16 protein-coding genes are annotated in these 18403 nt (G+C 63.7%); 12 read left to right on the plus strand and 4 right to left on the minus strand.

The genetic code is table 11. The features are described from left to right. Positions 1-122: 122 nt before the first annotated feature. Positions 123-1757, plus strand: coding sequence for an ATP-binding domain-containing protein (locus F1609_RS16595; RefSeq protein ID WP_167077689.1), 1635 nt, complete (start codon positions 123-125; stop codon positions 1755-1757). Positions 1758-1861: 104 nt separating this feature from the next. Here F1609_RS16595 and F1609_RS16600 read toward each other — a convergent pair whose 3' ends face one another. Both F1609_RS16600 and F1609_RS16605 read right to left on the minus strand, forming a co-directional pair. Further along, complete coding sequence (locus tag F1609_RS16600; RefSeq protein ID WP_167077524.1) at positions 1862-2776, minus strand: hypothetical protein; 915 nt, start codon at positions 2774-2776, stop codon at positions 1862-1864. Continuing rightward, entirely contained in the window at positions 2773-3393 is a 621-nt protein-coding gene (locus F1609_RS16605) for a DUF6932 family protein (RefSeq protein WP_167077525.1), read from the minus strand. Before F1609_RS16605 ends, F1609_RS16600 begins: the two co-directional genes overlap by 4 nt. A 356-nt stretch (positions 3394-3749) precedes the next feature. Between F1609_RS16605 and F1609_RS16610 the strand changes: the two genes are divergently transcribed. From F1609_RS16610 to F1609_RS16645, 8 genes are read left to right on the plus strand one after another with little or no spacing between them, the layout of a single operon-like run. Then, a complete protein-coding gene (locus F1609_RS16610; RefSeq protein WP_167077526.1) occupies positions 3750-6350 on the plus strand; it encodes a type VI secretion system Vgr family protein in 2601 nt (866 codons plus the stop codon). Next, on the plus strand, positions 6347-8194 hold the full coding sequence (locus tag F1609_RS16615; protein ID WP_167077527.1) for a T6SS effector phospholipase Tle3 domain-containing protein: 1848 nt from the start codon (positions 6347-6349) through the stop codon (positions 8192-8194). Before F1609_RS16610 ends, F1609_RS16615 begins: the two co-directional genes overlap by 4 nt. Next, positions 8191-8361, plus strand: coding sequence for a hypothetical protein (locus F1609_RS16620; RefSeq protein ID WP_167077528.1), 171 nt, complete (start codon positions 8191-8193; stop codon positions 8359-8361). The genes F1609_RS16615 and F1609_RS16620 overlap by 4 nt, the downstream gene beginning before the upstream one ends. Further along, positions 8361-9836, plus strand: a complete 1476-nt coding sequence (locus F1609_RS16625; RefSeq protein ID WP_167077529.1) for a type VI lipase adapter Tla3 domain-containing protein — start codon at positions 8361-8363, stop codon at positions 9834-9836. Before F1609_RS16620 ends, F1609_RS16625 begins: the two co-directional genes overlap by 1 nt. Then, entirely contained in the window at positions 9836-10096 is a 261-nt protein-coding gene (locus tag F1609_RS16630) for a PAAR domain-containing protein (RefSeq protein ID WP_167077530.1), read from the plus strand. The genes F1609_RS16625 and F1609_RS16630 overlap by 1 nt, the downstream gene beginning before the upstream one ends. 27 nt (positions 10097-10123) lie before the next feature. Continuing rightward, positions 10124-10378, plus strand: coding sequence for a hypothetical protein (locus F1609_RS16635; RefSeq protein ID WP_167077531.1), 255 nt, complete (start codon positions 10124-10126; stop codon positions 10376-10378). Continuing rightward, a complete protein-coding gene (locus tag F1609_RS16640; protein ID WP_167077532.1) occupies positions 10371-11852 on the plus strand; it encodes a type VI lipase adapter Tla3 domain-containing protein in 1482 nt (493 codons plus the stop codon). Before F1609_RS16635 ends, F1609_RS16640 begins: the two co-directional genes overlap by 8 nt. Beyond that, positions 11849-13315, plus strand: a complete 1467-nt coding sequence (locus tag F1609_RS16645) for a type VI lipase adapter Tla3 domain-containing protein (protein WP_167077533.1) — start codon at positions 11849-11851, stop codon at positions 13313-13315. Before F1609_RS16640 ends, F1609_RS16645 begins: the two co-directional genes overlap by 4 nt. A 114-nt stretch (positions 13316-13429) precedes the next feature. Here F1609_RS16645 and F1609_RS16650 read toward each other — a convergent pair whose 3' ends face one another. Then, positions 13430-14221, minus strand: coding sequence for a hypothetical protein (locus F1609_RS16650; protein WP_167077534.1), 792 nt, complete (start codon positions 14219-14221; stop codon positions 13430-13432). 203 nt (positions 14222-14424) lie between these two features. Here F1609_RS16650 and F1609_RS16655 point away from each other — a divergent pair, with 203 nt between their 5' ends. Then, positions 14425-14856, plus strand: coding sequence for a hypothetical protein (locus tag F1609_RS16655; protein WP_167077535.1), 432 nt, complete (start codon positions 14425-14427; stop codon positions 14854-14856). Between the two features lie 15 nt (positions 14857-14871). On the opposite strand, the gene F1609_RS16660 is transcribed toward F1609_RS16655, so the two are convergent. Next, a complete protein-coding gene (locus F1609_RS16660; RefSeq protein ID WP_167077536.1) occupies positions 14872-15615 on the minus strand; it encodes a LytR/AlgR family response regulator transcription factor in 744 nt (247 codons plus the stop codon). Between the two features lie 215 nt (positions 15616-15830). Between F1609_RS16660 and F1609_RS16665 the strand changes: the two genes are divergently transcribed. Continuing rightward, complete coding sequence (locus tag F1609_RS16665; protein WP_167077537.1) at positions 15831-16829, plus strand: formylglycine-generating enzyme family protein; 999 nt, start codon at positions 15831-15833, stop codon at positions 16827-16829. 29 nt (positions 16830-16858) lie between these two features. Continuing rightward, positions 16859-17992, plus strand: a complete 1134-nt coding sequence (locus F1609_RS16670; RefSeq protein WP_167077538.1) for a sensor histidine kinase — start codon at positions 16859-16861, stop codon at positions 17990-17992. The last annotated feature ends 411 nt before the right edge of the window (positions 17993-18403 follow it).

Consider the following 18403-nt stretch of genomic DNA (forward strand, 5'->3'; position numbering starts at 1 on the left):
GGCACGGCGCACGGCAATGGGGACGGGGCGGGGGCGCGCGTTTGCCCAGCAAGCGTGCGGTCCCGCCCCGCACGCGGATTTACAATAGCGTATTGACCACCACAACCGACCGCCCCCATTCCATGGCCCACATTCATCCTACCGGCTGGCAAGCCATGTCGGTCACCGGCACCGCCGTGCGCGAGATCGAGACGCTCACCTATCTCGAACGCACCCTGCTTGATGCCCCCTACCGCATCTACCACGGCGTGCACTGGACCAATGTCGAGAATGGTTTTTCGGCGTTCGGCGAGATCGATTTCATCGTCGTCGCGCCGAGCGGGCGCCTGCTGCTGATCGAGCAGAAATCGGGCCTGCTCAACGAAACGGCCGACGGCCTGGTCAAGCACTACGAGGGCAAGCCGCGCAAGGTCGCCAACCACCTGATGCGCTCCATCAAGGGCCTGACCGAGCGCTTCGGCGGCGAGCTGTCGATCGACTACCTGCTGTACTGCCCCGACTACCTGATGCGCAGTCCGCAGCTGGCCGGCATCGACCCGCGCCACATCATCGACGCCACCAATAAAGACCGGCTGGCGCAGGTGATCCGCGAGATCCTGCCGGTCACCGACAGCAAGCCCAGCGAGCAGTTCGAGAAAGTCACGCGCTTTCTTGGCAACATGCTCAGCCTGCGGCCCGATCCGAGCGCCATGATCGGCAATGCGGCGGCCATGGTCACGCGCCTGTCGGGCGGGCTGGCGACCTGGGCGCGCAAGCTGGAATTTACCCCGTTCCGCCTGCGCGTGTCGGGCACCGCCGGCAGCGGCAAGACCCAGCTGGCGCTGGCCGAATACGCGGGGGCCATCGAGGCTGGCCTGGCGCCCCTGTACGTGTGCTACAACCGGCCGCTGGCGGACCATATCGGGCAGCTGGTTCCGGCCGGCGGTCGGGTGGCGACCTTCCACATGCTCAGCGACGCCTTCCTGCGCGCCCAGGGCCACATTCCCGACTACGCCGCGCCCGGCGTGTGGGACCGGATCGAAGCGCGCATGGCCGGCGCCGAGCTGCCCGACAACTGGAAATACGACGTGCTGATCGTCGACGAGGGCCAGGATTTTTCGCTGGCCTGGCGCGATATCCTGCTGCGCATGCTCAAGCCCGGGGGCCGCGCCATCTGGCTGGAAGACCCCAACCAGAACCTGTACGGCCGCCCCACGGTGCCGCTGCCGGATTGGGTCACCTTGCATTCCGACACCAACTTCCGCAGCCCGCGCCAGATCATCGACATGCTGGCCTCGATCGGCGCGGTCCATCCACCGGTCGAGGCCGGCAGTCCCTTCAAGGGCGCCGACATCGAGGAGCTGATGTATCCGGAGGGCGACACCGAAGCCATGCTGGCGCAGACGCGGCGCGCGGTCACCCTGTGCCTGGGCGCCGGCTTCGCGCGCCACGATATCGCCATCGCCTCGTTCCGCGGCCGCGAAAAATCGGCCATCCTGCGCCTCGACAAGCTCAGCGAAGCGCATACCCTGCACTCCTTCACCGGCGAATACGACCTGTTCGGTACTCCGATCTACCGCGAGGGCGGCCTGCTGGCCGAGTCGGTGTACCGCTTCAAGGGCCAGTCGGCGCCGGCGGTCATCTTCACCGAGATCGATTTCGAACAGATCGACGAGCTGGTCCTGCGCAAGCTGTTCGTGGGCATGACCCGCGCCAGGCTCAAGCTGGTGCTGGTCATGAGCGAGCGGGCAGGACAGCAGTTGCTGGACCGGATGTGAAGCGACAGCGGCCTCATCATTTGATCGAAGCGCACTGCGCCGCACTACCCGGCCACGCCACCTGCAAGGACATTGCTTTCGTTCGGCCCCGGATGATGCGGCGACTAAGTCAGCTTGATAGAATCGGCAGACGTGAAACGATAGCGAGGACGGCTCTGCCCGACCTGCACCACTGCAAAAGTGACCGTGACTTCCTTTTTATAGTATCCCCTAAGCAATAGATCCGGATCGTCAACCTCGCGGGCAATTTTTCCTTTGATGACATGAGCAGACTCGGCTTGCGTAAATTCGAACGTCCGGTCGTTGGGCAAGATGCCCGTAAATGCGCCGATGACTGTCTCGCATGACTCTTTGATATTGCCTGCCAGTAGTCGCTCAGTGGACAGCCTAAGTTGGTCGATATCTTTATACCGGAAAAAGCTCCCACCAAATTCAAGGCCGCACCATGCTTGCTGCTGCGCCAGATAACTCAAGAATTCGTGAACTTTGGCCACGGCCCGCGGGTGAATTTCATCGACCAACTCGGAAATTTCATCATCGGAACCCTCTGCGGATTTTTGCATAAGCTCCTGGAGCTTCCTTAACGTCTGCTCAGCCGGGGGCTCATCCCCGAACAAGTCGTCCCTCTCGGCCGGAAGCTCAAATTCAAACCCGAAAGAGCCAATCGCCGTCCCGGTAATAAGGAGCTGATGTTTGGCGCGATCGGGAATCGGCCCCTTGTAGCGCAACCTTTCGCCCAAGCCCGCAGCAACCGCCGCAAAAGCGTCTGCAAAATTGAGCGCGGCGCGACTGCCGAATTCGGCATGAACGCCGTGCGAACCCACGACGGGCTTGCCACGAAATGTCAGCGTCGCTTTTTTAGATCTCGGCAAACGCTCGTATGCCTCCAAGGCAATTTTTGCTGAACGCAATCTACTCTCAAAAGTCATTCTTTTGATGACTTGGGCCGGAGCAATATTACGTAGAATTCCCTCTATTTCAGCTATTTCCGATTTGATGGATAAGTATTCGTAACTCACGACGCCACCCCACTTAACAGTGGTAAAAATGCATGTGCAACTACATCCTCCTGAGGATCCAGGCTAACCTGAATAAATCCTTTCCAGAGTCCATCCCTTCTGTGGGACCACATACTGTACCAATAAGCGATTTCCCTGACACTATCGGCATTCAGGAACTGTCCCAGCACGACCAAATAGTGATCGACCTGGTATGCCGCCTTCACCTCATCGTGATCAAAAATCTGCGGAGCTTTATCTACGAGACTTTGTTCACTTTCTCCCGGCGGGATGGCGAAAAAGGTAACAGCATCGATATCCTTCGGATCCCGGTCCTCAAGTACTTCAACTTGCTCCATGAAACTTCCATCCAACCACTGAAAACCGCTGGTAATGCCAATTCTGTGTAGTTCAGCTCGAAACGCTAACAAACCACGAAGAATGGCGACGCGCTGTGGAGACATGCTGAAGCGTTGGACCATCCGACAGTGCAGCGACGTAAGGAGACCGATCGACTGAATGACCAGCCTCGCCAGGACGCAGCGCTGGTAAAACTCCCGCCAAGTTCCATTCTGGCAACATTTTAATCTCCAGGGTGCATTCACTTCATTTTGCCAGAGCCTGTGGCGGCTCGCCATTTTTCACTTCAATCGTAGCGAGTGCGCAGCTAGGTTGGAGTTCCCTATAGACATCCCACAAACATCGCCCCACGCGCAATAGCTACTTGGGAAGCACCGGCAGATTGCCCCCATGCCACGCCGGACATCGCGCGCGCCCTCTTCCCCCTTTTTCCGGCACGCTTCCATACAAGCAAACTCATCTGTTGTTTTACCGCATCGCGTCAATATGCAGTGCTGGACGGCGATTGCCCCGTAGCACCTACTTGCACGTAAATACACACCAATTATTTTTAAGCAATATGACTGACAGTCAACACGTTGTTCAGATACTATGCTTTATGGTTATATAACGCCTGATTAAGGAAGCAATTCTTATGGGTAGTATTTCTGCGGTGGTCGCGGCGATGGCGCTGGGCCGGCAACACAATCGCATCATGCGCCTGGCCTTTCCGCACGCGGACGGGCCGGACGATGTGCTGCTGCCCAACCGGCTGGAGGCGCGCGAGGAACTCTCGCGCGACTTCGAGTTCAGCGTGGAAGTGCTGTCCGACAACGCCAGCCTGGCCCTCAAAGATGTGCAGGGCAAGATGGTCACCATCGAACTGGTGCGTGGCGACGGTTCCCTGCGCTACTTCAACGGCTACGTGTTCGCCTTCCAGCTCATGCGCACCGACGGCAGCGTGGCGTTCTACTCGATGCTGCTGAAACCCTGGCTGGCCTACCTCAAGCTGCGGCGCGACAACTACGTGTTCCACGACGCCACCCTGCGCGACCAGACCACCAGCATCTTCGACGATTACGGCACCCATCCCGACTGGGACTGCCGCCTGCGCGGGCCCGAGACGCGCATGACCATGGCTTGCCAGTTCGCCGAAGACGACCACAATTACCTGCACCGGCGCTGGGAAGCGGCCGGCTGGTATTACTGGTACGAACACACGGCCAGCGGCCACAAGCTGGTGCTGTCGGACGATTCGCCCCAGGCCGCGCCGGTCGACGGCAACCCGGACGTGCGTTTCCAGCGCCACGGCGGCGCGCTGGAAGAAGATGCGATCGGCGACTGGTCGCCGGTGCGCGACCTGGTCGCGGCCAGCGTGGCGCTGTCGAGCTTCGACTTCAAGCGTCCGCAGCCGGCCCATACGGACGTGCCGACCGTGAACCAGCAGGGTACGGTGCTCACGATCGAATCCTACGAGTACACCGGCGCCTACGGTTTTGCCGACAGCGCCGCCGGGCTTGACCAGGCCCGCCTGCGCATGGAAGAAATCGAAGCGAGCGGCAAGCATTTTACGGCGCGCGGGAATCACCGCTTCAGCATGCCGGGCCGCAGCTTCCGCCTGGCCGGGCATTTCCATGACGACGCCGGCGGCGCCGACCAGAATGAATTCCTGATCGTCGGCGTGCACCATTCGATCAGTAACAATTACCTCCAGCACGCCGATAGCCAGTCCGACTACAGCAACCACTTCACCTGCATCCGCAAGCGCATTCCGTGGCGTCCGGGACGTGGCTACAACAGCAGCGCCACGCGCATCCTGGCGCCGCAGACGGCCACCGTGGTCACCCCGGGCGGCGAAGATATCTTCACCGACGAATACGGCCGCGTGCGCGTGCAGTTCCACTGGGACCGGGCCGGCAGCAACGATGAACGCAGCTCGGCCTGGCTGCGGGTGTCGAGCCCCTGGGCCGGCGCCGAACTGGGCGCGCAGGCGATTCCGCGCCGTGGCCAGGAAGTGGTGGTGGTCTGGCTCGACGGCAACCCCGACCGGCCGATCATTTCGGGCGCGGTGTACAACGAAAACAATATGCCGCCCTGGAAGCTGGCCGACCAGAAAGCCCTGATGGGCATCCGCAGCCGCGAACTGACACCCGGCGGCGGCAATGCGGCGGGCGGGCGCAGCAACCACCTGGTGCTGGACGATTCGGGCGGCCAGATCCAGGCCCAGCTCAAAAGCGACCATCAGCACAGCCAGCTCTCGCTCGGCCACATCACCCGCATCGAAGACAATCTGGGGCGCAAGGACAGCCGCGGCGAAGGCTTCGCGCTGGAAACTAACGGCGCCGGCGCCGTGCGCGCCTCGCGCGGCCTGCTGCTCAGTACCGATGGGCGCACGCGCGCCGTCGGCGGCACCTTGAGCCGCGACGAACTGGTGCGCTGCCTGGAACAGGCGCTCGACCTGGCCAGAAGCCTGGGCGAGGCCGCCGAACAGCACGAAGGCGGCGCCCGCGATCCCAAGCCGCAAGAGTCGCTGACCGAAGCGGTCGGCTCACTCGGCCATGGCAGCGGCGACGAGGCCGGCGCCAAGGGCCGCATGCCGGGCGGGGTACCGGTGATTGCCATCACGGCGGCGGCCGGCATCGCCAGCGCCACCCCGATGGACCAGACCCACTTTGCCGGCAAGAACATGGACACCGTGGCGCGCCACAACCAGCAGCACTACGCCGGCAAGTCGATCCTGCAAACGGCCGGCAAGGATATCGAACAGTTCGCGCTCGACGGCGACATCCGCAGCATCGCCAACAAGGGCAAGCTGATCCAGCAGGCCCAGCACAACGCCATCGAGATCACGGCCGACAAGAGCATCACCATGCTCTCGACCAAGGACCACATCCTGATGGCGGCCGACAAGCACATCACGCTCACCAGCGGCGGGGCCTATATCAAGCTCTCGGGCGGAAATATCGAAATCGTTTGTCCGGGCAACCTGATCTTCAAGTCGGCCTCGCGCGCCTTCACCGGCCCGGGCAGCATGAAGCAGGACATGCCCACATTCGAGGTGGGCGACACCGGGCGCAAGTTCATGCTGCACCGCGATGGCGACAAGCTCGACAAACTCGACAACCACAACTATCAAATCAAGCTCGATGACGGCCAGCTTATCGAAGGCAAGACCGGCAAGGATGGCTTGACCAAACTGGCGGAGAAAGACGTGATGCGCATCGCCGACATCAAGGTCTGGAAGGACAAGGCATGAGCAAGCAGGACAACCTGGTCGTTCCCGGCAATGAAGAACAAATCCTGCTGACAAGCAAGTCGACGGCGGGCATTCCAATCAAGCGCAGCATGCCCTGCATCACCATCCTGGTGCACGGGGTCAACGATGTGGGCGAAGCCTTCGCCAAACAGGAGGCCGGCCTGTGCGCCGGCCTGAACACGCGCCTGGACCGCAAGGATATCCTGGCCGGCGAGTGGGCTTTGCCGCCCACCAAACCAACCGGCGACTACACGGTCGAGGATATCCATCCCGACCCCGACAAGGTGTACTTCCAGCGCAAGCCCGACCAGGGTACCTCGTCGGTGATCCCGTTTTACTGGGGTTTCCGCGAAGAGAGCGCGCAGGCCGACACCGAACAGCCGCACAAGGAATACCTGGACCGCTACGGCAACCGCATCGACAAGCGCTTCGGCAAGAACGGCGGGCCGTTCGCCAACGCCACCACGAATATTCCCGACATGTTCGGCGAAGGTTTCCGGCGCAACTGGGCGATCCGGCGCGCCGATCCGGACGACGGCACCCACCCGCTGCTGAGCGCGCCGCCCCGGACCTACATGGTGCTGGCGGCCCAGCGCCTGGCCGCCCTGCTGCGCATCATCCGCAAGAAGTCGCCCAACGAGCCGGTCAATATCATCGCGCACAGCCAGGGCTGTTTCGTCACCCTGCTGGCGCACGCCATGCTGGGCAAGGAAGGCGCCGGCATCAAGGCCGATACGGTGGTGCTCAACAATCCGCCCTACAGCCTCGAAGAACCCTTCATCGAAACCTTCCAGACCGGCGGCGAACAGCAGACCGCGCACGCGCGCGAAGAAACCTTGCGCAAGATCGTGGCCGATTTCATGACCACCGCGCCCGCCACCGTGCCCGCCTTCGCCAGCCTCAAGACCGAGGGCGAGGGCGTGGTCGGGCGCCTGTGGGAAGCGGCGGCAAAAATGGAGCGCGACAACCGCGGCAAGGTGTTTCTCTACTTCAGCCCGGACGACGCCACCGTCGGCCTGCCCAACATCCAGGGCATCGGCTGGTGGGGCGTGTACGAAGACATGCGCCAGAAGCTCGGCAGCCGCTTTTACCAGCGCATGTTCGTCTCGCCACTGGGCAAGAACGCCGACGCGCCGCCGGTCGGCTCCGCACCCTACCAGTACAAGATCCACTTCAAATGGAATGTCGGCCCCACCGTGGCGCGCAAGCGCTTCATCAACGCCGAGCCGCTGCATGTGCCGTTCCTGCCCGACATGGGCGCCGCCGCACTGCAAAACGGCCCGATCGACGCCTCCATCGGCGCCACCAGCCCCTACAGCAAAAAGGGCCAGGAAGGCATGCTGGCCGGCGAGACGGCGGAACAGGCTAAGGCCCGCTGGATGAACCGCGAAGGCGACAACTCCTACCATTCGAGCATTGTCAGCAACGCCATGCACAGCCAGAAGGCGGTCGCCTTCGATGTCTGCATCGGCATCAGCGAGATTCTCAAGACCAATGACGTGAAATGGATCACCTTCCTGCGCGCGGCGGCCGACTGGCGCACCAACTGGCATGGCGTGGTCAACGACAAGTCGCTCGACAGTGCCGCCTTTCCGCCACCGGCGCCGGAAATCGTCGCCATGCTCAGCGGCGAGATCGGCGCCGGCGAACGCGATGTCATCAATGGCAATTTCCATTACCATTCAGCGGACGGCTTACATCCGGGCAAGCTGCCGGCCTTTACCGACGCCTGCACCGTGGGCACCCTGGACCCGTTCGTGATTTCCGAAACAACCCGGCAGCGCTTCGAGGAAAGCCAGCGTCTCAATCATCAACATGCGTTTCCCCGTGGAGGACAACATTGAAGCTCGTTAAATATTGCACATCCCGCCTCGTGCCGGCCATCGCGCTCACCGGGGTGCTGATCTCGGCAAGCGGCTGCTTCACGGCGTTTGCGCCGAAGCGCGACTTTTGTACCGGCGACCCGAAAGATACCTCGCTGCCGCGCTGCAAGCCGCAGGCGCCCCAGTAATGTGCCTCCCGGCGCCGCGCGCCTGGGCGCTGGCGGCCCTGCTCGCCGCACCCGCCTGGGGCGCCGCGCCGAATGTCATTCACAAGATGGACTCACTTATGCCGCAGACGCAAACAGGAACCACATTTCCGCCGATCGCATCGCTCGAACTGGTCGGCGTCGGCGTTGCCGTCGAAACCTGGCGCAACCATCCCGACCATCCCAAGGCCAACCTGTGGCAGGCGCTGCAGGACAGCAAGGGCAACTACATCGTCTCGCAAGATCCCAAGCACTATCCGAAAACCTTGCCCGAATGGCAGATGATGGCGGCCAAGCGCAACCTGGACACCATCGACGCCGCGGTGCGCGAATTCATGGACCGCTATCCGCTGCCGATCTCGGTGGTGGCGCCCGCGTTCGGCGAGCCGGAAGCCGGCGAAGCACGCGAACTGAGCCGAAGATCGAACGCGGGCAGCATCGTCGTCACCACCGTCGGCGGCCCCTATACCGCGCCCGGTTCTTTCCGCGAATTGCTGACCCAGAGCGGCCAGGTGGTCAATTCCTATCTCAACGACGAGCCCGACGCGCTGTGGCAGACCCTGTTCTCCACCTTCGAGCAGAACGCCGATGTACCCGCCATCGGCGTGGCCGCCAAGGACAGCGCCATGCACCGCGCCCTGAGCTTCAAGCGCAGCGACCCGCCGCGCTACGAAAAACTGGCGGCCGAACAAGTCTACCGCCCCAAGCAGGCGCGCGTGGTCAGCGACAGCTTCGCCATGCTGGTGCTGGCGCAGCGCGCGCGCGTCGAGCGCCTGCGGCCGTTCGCCCCGTTCGTGGCCGACACCATGGTGGTCAAGAACCGCGGCGGCCGTTTTTCGCGCAACTGGTCCGAGTTTGCCGGCTGGAAGAAAAACCCGCCCGCGCCGTTCGTGCCCACGCCCTTCGTGGCCAAGCCCTGGACCGCCTTCCAGGTCGACCAGTTCGACCACCTGGAAAACCTGGGCACGGTGTACCGCCCGCAAGTGGTGTCGTATCTCGACGCCGCCGGCAAGCCGGTCAAGGCGCTTGAAAAAGTGGCGCGCATGCAAACCGCCCTGCGCGCCGCACTGGCGCCGCTGGGCGGCAAGCTGCCGGTGCGTATTTTCTACGATTACGGCAGCGTGCTGGACGACCGCAAGAGCGGCGAGCGCTTCGTGCCGCTGGTGCAAAGCGTGCATGCGGTCGACGACGAGTTCGACCTGCTCGACCCCGAGCGCGGCTTCGACCTGGCGCGCATCCTGGGCGACACGGGCGCGGCCAGCGGCTTTGTCGGCGTGGCGCTGGCCTCGATGGCCGGACGCCAGAGCGGCGGCGCCACCCTGGTCGCCAACCTGCGCCGCAACGATGGCGCCACCTTGCTGCTGGTGACGCCACCGAGCGCCGAACAGATGAAAAAAGATGCGGCCATCAAGCGCCCGTATTTCCCCTCCACCGCCGGCGTGAAGGATACCTTCTGATGGACCGTCCAATCTGTTGCGAAGGCGACATGACCACCCACGGCGGCAAGGTCATCAAGGCCAGCGGCAGCTTCACCATCGACGGGCGCCGGGTGGCCCGCGTGGGCGATCTGGTCAGCTGCCCGCTGCACGGCATCAACCCCATCATCGAGGGCGATGGCGCGACCCTGGACGAAGCGCTTCCGCTGACCTTGCACGGCCACAAGAGCGCCTGCACCAGCATGGTCATCTGCACCGCCAACGCCACGGTCGACGCCTGAAATCCCACTTACCGACGGAACTGTCCCATGTCCACCAGCAGCACTGAAGAATACCCGCAGGACGACCTGAGCGGCGTGCTGGCCACCCCGCCCGGCACCGAACACCTGGCCCCGCTGCCGCCCGAGCCAGTGCCGCTGGTGGTGCTCGCCGCCGAGGCGCCCGCAACCGGCGCCGCCACCCCGCCGGCGCAGCCCGAGCCGGCCGGACGCGTGCTGCAAGTGGTGGTCGGCGCCACCGTGGTCGGCTGCGCCGCCGCCGGCCTGTTCGCCTTTTTTGGCTGAGCGCCTGCCGCTGCGCGCGCTGGCGGCGCGGGCCTGGCCGCTGGCGGCCATCCTGTTCGCCGCCCCGGCGCTGTGCGGCCCCGCCACGCCCAATTACATGGATTCGCTGATGCCGCTTGCTGAGGGCGGCAAGCCCGCCAATCCCCCGATCGAGGCGCTCGAGCTGGTCGGCGTGGGCGTCGCCGTCGAAACCTGGCGCAACCATCCCGACTATCCCGAGGCCAACCTGTGGCGGGCGGTGCAGGCTAGCAAGGGCAACTACATCGTCTCGCAAGACCCGGCCCAGTATCCCAAGACACTGCCCGAATGGCAGCTGATGGCGGCCAAGCGCAACATGGATGCCAACGACGCCGCGCTGCGCGACTTCATGGACCGCTACCCGCTGCCGATCGCTGTCGTCGCGCCCTCCTTCGGCGAGCCGGAAAGCGGGCCGGAGCGCGAGAACAGCCGCGCCTCGAACGCAGTGAGCATCGTCGTCACCAAGGCCAGCGGCCCGTACACCGCGCAGGGTTCCTTCCGCGAACTGCTGACCCAGAGCGGCCAGGTGCTCAATTCCTACCTGCACGACGAGCCCGACACCTTGTGGCGCACCCTGTTCGCCACCATGGAACAGCACGGCGACATGCCGGCCATCGGCGTGGCCGCCAAGGATGGGGCCATGCACCGCGCCCTGAGCTTTGTCGATACCGACCCGCCGCGCTACGAAAAACTGGCGGCCGAACAAGTGTTCAAGCCCAGGCAGCCGGGCATGCTTACCGAGGGTTTCAGCATGCTGGTGCTGGCGCAGCGCGCGCGGGTCGAACGCCTGCGTCCGTTCGCGCCCTTCGTGGCCGACAACATGGTGCTCAAGAATCGTGGCGGGCGATTCTCGCGCAACGCCTCGATGTTTACCGGCTGGAAGCAAACCCCGCCCACGCCCTTCGTCCCGACCCCGTACATGGCCACGCCATGGACTCCGTTCCAGATCGACCAGTTCGACCATCTGGAGCACCTCGGCACGGTGTACCGGCCGCAGATCGTCTCCTGGCTCGACGCCGCCGGCCAGCCGCTGCCGGCGTCCGAGAAAGCGGCGCGCATGGAAAGCGCACTGCGCGACGCCCTGGCCCCGCTCGGCGGCAAGCCGCCGGCGCGCATCTTCTTTGATGACAACGCCGGCGCGGCCCGCTTCGCGCCGCTGGCGCAAGGACTGCGCGCGATCGCCCCCGGCTTCGACCTGCGCGACCCCGAACGCGGCTACGACCTGGCGCGCATCCTGGGAAACACGGGCGCGGCCAGCGCCTTCATCGGCGTGGCGCTGGCCTCGATGGCCGGACGCCAGAGCGGCGGCGCCACCCTGGTGGTGAACCTGCGCCGGATGGATGGCGCCAGCGTGCTGCTGGTGGTACCGCCCACGGCCGAACAGATCAAGCGCGACGCCGCCATCAAGCGCCCCTATTTCCCTTCCACCGCCGGCGTGAAAGACACGTTCCGATGAAGCGTTCAGGCATCATGGCGGCTTGCGCGCTGGTGGGACTGCTGCTGTCCGCGCCAGCCGCTTCCGGCGACAAGATGGACTCCCTGATGATGCAAGTGCAAGCCAATGCCACTCCTTCCGTACCCATCGACGCGCTCGACCTGATCGGCGTGGGCGTGGCCGTCGAAACCTGGCGCAACCATCCCGACCATCCCAAGGCCAACCTGTGGCAGGCGGTGCAAAGCAGCAAGGGCGGATATATCGTCTCGCAGGACCCCAAAACCTACCCCGCCAATCTGCAAGAGTGGCAAATGATGGCGGCCAAGCGCAACATGGACACGATCGACGCCGCCGTGCGCGAATTCATGGACCGCTACCCGCTGCCGATCTCGGTGGTCGCGCCCGCGTTTGGCGAGGCGCCGGACGGCGAGGCACGCGAGTTCCGGCGCAAGGTCAATGCCGGCGGCATCGTTGTGACCAAGGTCAGCGGCCACTACACCGACGAAGGATCGTTCCGCGAACTGCTGACCCAGAGCGGCCAGGTGCTCAACTCCTACCTGCACGACGAGCCCGACACGCTGTGGCACACCCTGTTCGCCACCTTCGGCCAGCATGGCGACCTTCCCGCCCTGGCCGTCGCCGCCAAAGACAGCGCCATGCACCGCGCCCTGAGCTTCATCCGCAGCGACCCGCCGCGCTACCAGACGCTGGCGGCCGAGCAAGTCTACCGGCCCAAGCAGCCGGGCGTGATCAGCGACAGCTACGCCATGCTGGTGCTGGCGCGGCGCGAGCGGGTCGAGCGTTTGCGCCCGTTCGCGCCGTTCGTGGCCGACAGCATGGTCATCAAGCGGCGTGGCGCGCAAATCTCGCGCAACTGGTCGGAGTTTGCCGGCTGGAAGAAAGCTCCGCCCACGCCGTTCGTGCCGACGCCCTACCTGGCCAAGCCGTGGACCCAGTTCCAGGTCGACCAGTTCGACCGCCTGGAACACCTGGGCACGGTCTACCGGCCGCAGGCGGTGTCCTGGCTCGACGCCGCCGGCCAGGCGCTGCCGGCCGCCGTGAAAGCGGCGCGCATGGAAGGCGCACTGCGCGCGGCACTGACCCCGCTCGGCGGCAAACTGCCGGCGCGCATCTTCTTTGATGACGCCAGCGGGCGCGACAACGGCGGCGCGGCCCGCTTCGCGCCGCTGGCGGACGCACTGCGCGCGATCGACCCCGGTTTCGACCTGCGCGACCCCGAGCGCGGCGTCGACCTGGCGCGCATCCTCGGCGACACCGGCGCGGCCAGCGCGTTTGTGGGCGTGGCGCTGGCCTCGATGGCGGGCCGCCAGAGCGGCGGTGCATCCTTGGTGGTGAACCTGCGCCGCAACGAGGGCGCCACCTTGCTGCTGGTAACGCCGCCCACGCCCGAGCAGATCAGGAATGATGCGGCAATCACACGCCCGTATTTCCCTTCCACCAAAGGCGTGAAAGATACGTTCTGACCCACCGTTCCAAGTCGAAGTCGCGTGCAATGCGAGGCTCCCACGCAAAACAGTGCGACGGCGGAAAATGCCGCACACCGGCTATGCGTAAAAGAACAGCTATATTTTTTGTGGCTACCTAGTAGCGGAAGTTGGGACGACAAAATGACTACCGTTCGATATTGAACTATCGGCACTGCGGGATTCCGACTCCGCCACGGCAAGCTCCAGCATGACAATAATACGGTCCATTTTTGCATACATTCCAAACGCCAAAAAATTAAGAAAATGAAATGTAGTAATGATAGGAACAAGCATTTGAATCCAGTGGTTCTCCGGTGATAATTTATATATTCCCGCCGCCAATAACGCAGCCGCGCCAAGCGCCGGGAACAGTCCGATTCTGTCAATTGATCCGGAAAGGAGAGAACCTCTTTTTTCCATGCCATTGCGCCCGTCCTTGTAATACGCCAAAACTTGTTTCAATATACCCGCGTCTTGAGCCGCCAGCCGTTCAATAAATGGCCTATCCGCAGTCAAAAATCGTTGAACTGAACTAAGCATAGGAGCATATGGGTTTTTAAATATTCTGAACAAACTCGGAATTCCTACAACAATGGCAATCAGCGAATATATTAAGGCAACCAGATGCGCACCAGCCGAAAAAAGCAAGGATACATTGGCTAGCACGGGAATATTAAAAAAATAGGCGAGTGCAAGTGATACTGATAACCCGACTAAAAGAAAGAACATTATTCCAAGCAAGATTTTCTGCTTGGCATCGATTTTCGCTTGAACCTTCTCGAACCAAGGCGCATCAATGTTAACTGGCGTTGAAGGTAATTTATAGGCTGTCGCCTCGGCTAGAATCGCTAGTACTGTCTCAAAGGGAGGCTTCTGCAAAACCAAATCAACATTTTTATCCATATATTGCCTTCTTGAATTCATTTATTAAAAAAACAGTATTGTATGAAATTCTTGTACACCCAACGTCGCATATGCGTTGATGAAATTAACCTCCTGCAGCTTTTATCAAGACTCCGAGCCGACCGTTGTACGTCAATATACCTCGACAACCGCTTAATTTGTAGAGCGAGAGCACCGCTACTAAGCTGCTGCCAGCAATAGGCGTGATCCATCCGAACGGGGTTGAATATGAGCATGCCCGGTTTGGAATACGCCACCATACGCCCAAGCTCGCGCGCCTATCCCTGCATCGAGCCAACGTGGCCGCCGCCTCGTCGAAAAGGGTCGCATTCTCCTGGGTTACGCCATCCATCGCCCGAATGGCGCTGCTGATCTGGCCGATGCTGTGTTCCTGCCCGCTGGTGGCCATGCTGATCGCTACTATGAGCGTCGTCACCTTCTGTACCCGCAACATGATCTCGTCCATGGTGACGCAGCTCCATGCGCCAACTCGCTGCCGTTCGGCGATCTTGGCCGACGAATTGCCCAGCAAGGTGTGGATATCGCGCGCGGCCGACGCCACATGCTACGCCAGGCTGCACACTTCCGAGACTACGCCATCAAGCGCCCGTATTTCCCGTCCACCAAAGGCGTGAAAGACAGCTTCTGAGCTACATCGCCCGGAACAGGTGCACGAAGGCGCGGCTGACCGGCAGCTCGCGCTGGCAGCCGCGCATGCGCACGAACAGGCGCCCGCCCTCGTCGCGCCGGGTGCCATCCAAAAACGCCAGGTTGATCAGGGTCGACCGGTGCACCTGCCAGAACTGCTCGGGATCGAGCTGCGCCGCCAGCTCGGTGAGCGGGGTGCGGATCAGGTGTTCGCCGGCCGCCGTGCTCACCACCGTGTATTTGTCGTCGGCGTGAAAGAACAGCACGTTCTCCACCGCGACCTGGAAGGTCAGCTCGCCTTGTCCGGCGCGGATGTAGCGCAGGCGCGGCTGCGCCGGCAGCGCCAGCAAGCGCGCCAGCGCCAGCGACAGGCGCGCATCGGCCTCTACCTGCACGCAGGTGGCCTTGATGCGCTCCAGGGTGCGCGCCAGGCGCTCGATCCTGACCGGCTTGAGCACATAATCGAGCGCCGCATGCTCGAAGGCCTCGACCGCATGGTTGTCGTAGGCGGTCACGAACACCACCCTGGTCGGCCCTTCGATGCCTTGCGCCACTTCCAGTCCGGTCAGCCCCGGCATCTGGATGTCGAGGAAGGCCAGGTCAGGCTGCAATGCGGCAATCGCGCGCGCCGCCTCGACGCCGTTCTCGGCCAGCTGCACGATCTCCAGCGCCGGCCACAAGGTAGCCAGTTGCTGTTGCAGGAAGCGCGCCAGGTGCGGCTCGTCGTCGGCGATCAGGGCGCGCATCGGGGAAGGGAAGAAAAAATCATGGCACCATTGTAGTGTGGCTTTCAGCACCGGCGCCAGCGCGCCGCGACGAATCGACGCCGGCTGCGACCGGCTGCCGTTCGTCCGCGCGCATGGCGATTCGTCGCCGCGCCTGTCGATCCGTCGCGGCGGGCATGCGCGCGAGCTCGCCCCCTGCCATCCTGCGTGCATCCCAACCCACCCGCAGGCACGCCATGTTCAACCGACCCACCCTGGCCGTTTTCCTCCTCCTTCTCGCCAACGGCGCCGTGGCGGCGCCGATCGAACCGCAAATGGTCGCGATCAAGGCCGGCGACTTTTTGATGGGCAGCGCGCGCGCCGACAATACGCAACCGGTGCACAGCGTCACGCTCAAGGCGTTCAGGATCGGAAAATATGAAGTCACCGCCGCCGAATTCCAGCGTTTCGTCGAGGCTACCAGGTACAAGGCGCCGCGCATGTGCCTGCAAATGGCGTCGAAGCGCTGGTTCACCAGCGTGCCCAACGAGTTCGTCGACGGCGCCACCCTGCAGTCGCTCAGCAAGTTCGAACCGGCCACCTGCATCGGCTGGAACGGCGCCCAGGCCTACGTCGCCTGGCTGGCCAGGGAGACCGGCAAACCCTACCGCCTGCCGAGCGAAGCGGAATGGGAATACGCCAGCCGCGCCGGCAGCGCCAAGCGCTACTTTTTCGGCAACGAGGAAACCGCCGCCTGCCGCTACGCCAACCTGGCCGACCGCTCCGCCGAAGCGGCCATCCGGCGCGACTTCGACGGCCTCGAATCGCGCGAGCACGTGGGCGTGATGCCGTGCGACGACAAGTCCGGCTACGCCAGCATCGTCGGCATGTACGAAGCGAACGCCTTCGGCCTGCATGACACGCTCGGCAATATCGCCGAATATGTCCAGGACTGCGAGCACGACACCTACGCCGGCGCATCCGCCGACGGCAGCGCCTGGGTCGATGCCGCCTGCAAGGCGCGCGTGGTGCGCGGCGGCAGCTGGCACTGGCGCGGCTATCACGCCAGCCACCGCAGCGCCATGCCGACCGACTTCATCGGTGCGCTGGAAGGCTTCCGGGTGGCGCAGGATGGCGGCGGCCCGGCGCTCGCCGACGCCGCTCCCGGCCCCTTCGACCTCGAACTGGCCGAGGCGCAGAAGATCGAGCGCGCACGCCGCGCCGCGCTGGCCGAGATCCCGCGCCCGAAAAGCTGAGCCGGCGAAGCTGCTACACTCTTTTCCCCATGGATATCCGCCCCACCCTGCAGCAGGCCCTGCGCAGTTTTCCGGTCCTGAAAAAGCACCGCGAGGAGCCCTGGTGGGCACGCCTGCTGGCCGCCATCGGGCTGGCGCTCGCGGTGACGCTGGTGCTGATGCTGGTGTCGATGTTCCTGATGGCCAAAGCCGAGCTGGCTTGGTGGATCAGCTCGCTCACCAACAACCTCCTGTTCGGCACCTGCGCCGCCGCCAACATGCTGCTGCTCATGCGCGCCTGCGGATGGCTGCTGCCGGAGGCGTGGATCGAGGCCCTGTCCGCCATGCAGGGCTGGCGCCCCGTCGCACTGATGAGCGTGATCCTGGTCGCCAGTGTCGCGCTCGGCGTGCGCGCCGGCTACGCCGTGCTGGGGCAGGTGTACGCTGTCAACGTCTGGCACAAACTGGCGGCCGCGCCCATGGTGCAGCTCAAGTTCGCCATTTTCGCGCTGCTGATCGTGGCGGCCAACTGGGTCTGGTGGCAATTTCGCGCCAAGGAAAAGGCGCTCGCGCAGCAGGCCGCCGAATCGCAGTTGCGCATGCTGCAGGCGCAGATCGAGCCGCACTTCCTGTTCAATACCCTGGCCAATGTCCAGAGCCTGATCGCCACCGATGCCGCGCGCGCGCAGCTGATGCTCGAATCGTTCACCGACTACCTGCGCGCCAGCCTCGGGCAGATGCGCGCGAGCGACAGCAGCCTTGGCGCCGAACTGGAGACGGCCCACAACTATCTGCTGCTGATGCAGATCCGGATGGGCAGCCGCCTGGCGTTTTCCATCGACGCCAGCGCGGCCGCGCGCCAGGCGCTGATGCCGCCCCTGCTGTTGCAGCCGCTGGTCGAAAACGCCGTGCAGCACGGCGTCGCCCCCAGGCTGGAAGGCGGGCACGTGCGCATCAGCGCAGTGGTGCGCCATGGCGTGCTGGAGATCGTGGTCGACGACGATGGCGTCGGCCTCGGGCACGCGCGCCGCAGCGCCGGCAATGGCGTGGCGCTGATCAATCTGCGCGCCCGCCTCGAGACCGGTTTCGGCACGCGCGCCGCACTGGTCATCGCACCGCTGGCGCAAGGAACGCGGGCGGCGATGAGCATGCCGTTCCGGGCGGCGTTCGAGCAACCCGGCTAGTGCTTCGCCGGGTGCATCACGTGGCGCGCAGCAATGCGGCGTGGCCGCGCGGTGTTGATGAATGCCCTATTGTTCGGGAAAGGGCGGGACGCGAGCGGTCAGCCAGCATCCTGGCTGTGCCAATTGGCTCTGGGAATGGCGTCATCACCGTCGCCGTTCCGTGCTGACTTTCAACTTGGCGCACGCGCTCCTGACATCCTGATATCGTTTGAATAGCGCACAGTGCAATCGAGGTTAGCACCATAGAATTTCGCATTGACCTTTCCCTGGCGGCCGCACTGGCGTCGGAGCACGCAGTTCACACGCGATGACAATTTTCGCCGTCCAGGAGCGGCGAGCCAGGATCAGCCTCGTGCCAACGACATTGCCGTCACCGGATTCCACCCACATGCACGAGCCGAGGCGAACAAT

This window comes from Massilia aquatica, from assembly GCF_011682045.1.
In the GTDB taxonomy this organism is placed as follows: domain Bacteria; phylum Pseudomonadota; class Gammaproteobacteria; order Burkholderiales; family Burkholderiaceae_D; genus Telluria_A; species Telluria_A aquatica.

Bases quoted from the DNA above. Each gene is read 5' to 3' on its own strand.
- F1609_RS16610 (WP_167077526.1), top strand. From the start codon at position 3,750: ATGGGTAGTATTTCTGCGGTGGTCGCGGCGATGGCGCTGGGCCGGCAA.
- F1609_RS16605 (WP_167077525.1), bottom strand. From the start codon at position 3,393: ATGGCGAGCCGCCACAGGCTCTGGCAAAATGAAGTGAATGCACCCTGG.
- F1609_RS16595 (WP_167077689.1), top strand. From the start codon at position 123: ATGGCCCACATTCATCCTACCGGCTGGCAAGCCATGTCGGTCACCGGC.
- F1609_RS16665 (WP_167077537.1), top strand. From the start codon at position 15,831: ATGTTCAACCGACCCACCCTGGCCGTTTTCCTCCTCCTTCTCGCCAAC.
- F1609_RS16650 (WP_167077534.1), bottom strand. From the start codon at position 14,221: ATGGATAAAAATGTTGATTTGGTTTTGCAGAAGCCTCCCTTTGAGACA.
- F1609_RS16625 (WP_167077529.1), top strand. From the start codon at position 8,361: ATGTGCCTCCCGGCGCCGCGCGCCTGGGCGCTGGCGGCCCTGCTCGCC.
- F1609_RS16645 (WP_167077533.1), top strand. From the start codon at position 11,849: ATGAAGCGTTCAGGCATCATGGCGGCTTGCGCGCTGGTGGGACTGCTG.
- F1609_RS16615 (WP_167077527.1), top strand. From the start codon at position 6,347: ATGAGCAAGCAGGACAACCTGGTCGTTCCCGGCAATGAAGAACAAATC.
- F1609_RS16635 (WP_167077531.1), top strand. From the start codon at position 10,124: ATGTCCACCAGCAGCACTGAAGAATACCCGCAGGACGACCTGAGCGGC.
- F1609_RS16630 (WP_167077530.1), top strand. From the start codon at position 9,836: ATGGACCGTCCAATCTGTTGCGAAGGCGACATGACCACCCACGGCGGC.
- F1609_RS16670 (WP_167077538.1), top strand. From the start codon at position 16,859: ATGGATATCCGCCCCACCCTGCAGCAGGCCCTGCGCAGTTTTCCGGTC.
- F1609_RS16660 (WP_167077536.1), bottom strand. From the start codon at position 15,615: ATGCGCGCCCTGATCGCCGACGACGAGCCGCACCTGGCGCGCTTCCTG.